Genomic DNA, 1864 nt, shown 5'->3' on the forward strand with positions numbered 1-1864 from the left:
TTGTGCAACGTTTTTATAGTTCTAATTTCATTCGTTTACCAAAGAAAATTGAAACTATTAATAAGATTGACCAAATAATATCAATTGTATTCCATAATACTCGACCAATAGCAATTTTAAAAATAGGGTTAATCAATATGGCTGATGAAAACCAAATTAAAAACCAAATTTGATTGACTTTTTTAGTATTAAACGCTAAAATTCCAAAACCAACCATTCCTAAAAATCTAACTAATTGATAATAGCCATAACTCATATCAAATAAGCATCCAATAAATAGAATTGACAAGAATATTTTAATAATTTTTAATGTTGTATTTGTAAAACTATTTGTTAAAAAAAACTTCTTCATTTATTCTTTCTGTTTTCATATTTCCATTTGCAACAGCATAAAGCGTAATTATTCCAGTTGTATAACTTTTACTTGTATTTTTGATTATTATTTGATCTTCAGCCCTATCTGATTTGCTAAAACTTACGTTTTTTTCAAAAGCCCCATTTATACCGCAAAAGTTTTTTTTATTTGGATTCCAATCATTGCCATAATACACTTTTATATAATAGACACCTGTCGGAATTTTACTCATCTCAAATTTAGCTCCTGCTTTTATATATTCATTTCGTATTGTTTTTTGGTCATAGTTACGAACTAAACAAACTATTGCATCTGATTTATTACTATTGTCAAATTTTAACCAAGCATCTTGGGAGTAAATTCCTTTACCAAAACAATCGTCTAAAGGCGAAGCTCCATTTTTCAATTGATTGCCTTTATATTTACTAATTGTCTTTTTTGTTTTTATAGATGATAAGTCATATTTACCACTTTCTAAATCCTTTTTAAAATTAGATGCATTTATTGTTATTTTGTTTAATCTTCTAATTCTTTTACGTTGATCTTCGTCCATCCAATCATAAATTTTTAAAAGTTTTGGATTTTCGTTCACCGTAGAAGATTTATTTTTTTGATTACTAATTTTAGGTTCAAAAACATTTTTTGTGCTAACTACTTCACTTTTATTGTGACTATTAAACCACACAGAATTTTGTACTCCAAAATAATCTAATGATTTTCCAAATGTCAAAATAACAATTATTGGGGCAAATATTAATCCAATGAGTAAAGAACTGGTATTATCAATTTTATTTATATTTTTTATTGTACGTACAAATAAATATGTAAAACCATAAAGGCTAGTTATTGTAAGAAATCCCCACAAACCATTTAAATAACTACAGACAAAAAGTATTATAATAAGGATAGTTAATAATAATAGAGTAAGGGCTTGTTTAAAAGTTAAGTGATTGAGCTTTACAAGGTTTTTTAAAAAGATTTCTCTAAAACTACTATTTGTTTGTTTTGTGTATTTTTTTTTCGAATTGTTTTCATTTGTATTCTTTTGCTGAGCTTTTTCTGCTGGGTTTGTAGTTTTTCTATGTTTTATTTTTGAATTATTTATGAATAAATTATATTTCAAATCATATGTTCTCTTCGTAGTGGGATTTGACAAAATATCATAAGCATCTTTAACCTCACGAAATAATTCGTCAAAAAAATCATCTCCAATATTCTTATCAGGATGGAATTTTATAGCAAGTTTTCTATAAGCCTTTTTAATCTCATCTTGTGAAGCATTATTTTTTAAGCCTAAAGTTTGATAAAGGTTTTTCATTTTTATTTGAAAAGCGGTGTTAATGTTGCACAACGTTTAATATATGTGTCGTAGCAGGGCAAAATGTTACCCTGTTTTATGATTTTTCTGCGCATTGGTTGCTAACTTTTCCATTCTGCAATCATTGCGCCTTCATAAATATACAACAACCATTCGATTAATCACTTTGCTGCTATGGCACATATATCTTG

Annotated in this window: 2 protein-coding genes; both read right to left on the reverse strand. The window is 26.8% G+C overall.

Annotated features, from left to right (window positions below; translation table 11 throughout):
• Window positions 1-13: 13 nt before the first annotated feature.
• Entirely contained in the window at window positions 14-352 is a 339-nt protein-coding gene (locus tag GMC_RS0102065; RefSeq protein WP_010520575.1) for a DUF6804 family protein, read from the reverse strand.
• Window positions 327-1673, reverse strand: coding sequence for a J domain-containing protein (locus GMC_RS20420; RefSeq protein ID WP_010520576.1), 1347 nt, complete (start codon window positions 1671-1673; stop codon window positions 327-329). The genes GMC_RS0102065 and GMC_RS20420 overlap by 26 nt, the downstream gene beginning before the upstream one ends.
• Between the last annotated feature and the right edge of the window lie 191 nt (window positions 1674-1864).

It is taken from the genome of Aquimarina agarivorans, assembly GCF_000218485.1.
GTDB lineage: Bacteria > Bacteroidota > Bacteroidia > Flavobacteriales > Flavobacteriaceae > Aquimarina > Aquimarina agarivorans.

Coding starts and splice junctions, on each gene's coding strand:
- GMC_RS0102065 (WP_010520575.1), bottom strand. CDS start 352: ATGAAGAAGTTTTTTTTAACAAATAGTTTTACAAATACAACATTAAAA.
- GMC_RS20420 (WP_010520576.1), bottom strand. CDS start 1,673: ATGAAAAACCTTTATCAAACTTTAGGCTTAAAAAATAATGCTTCACAA.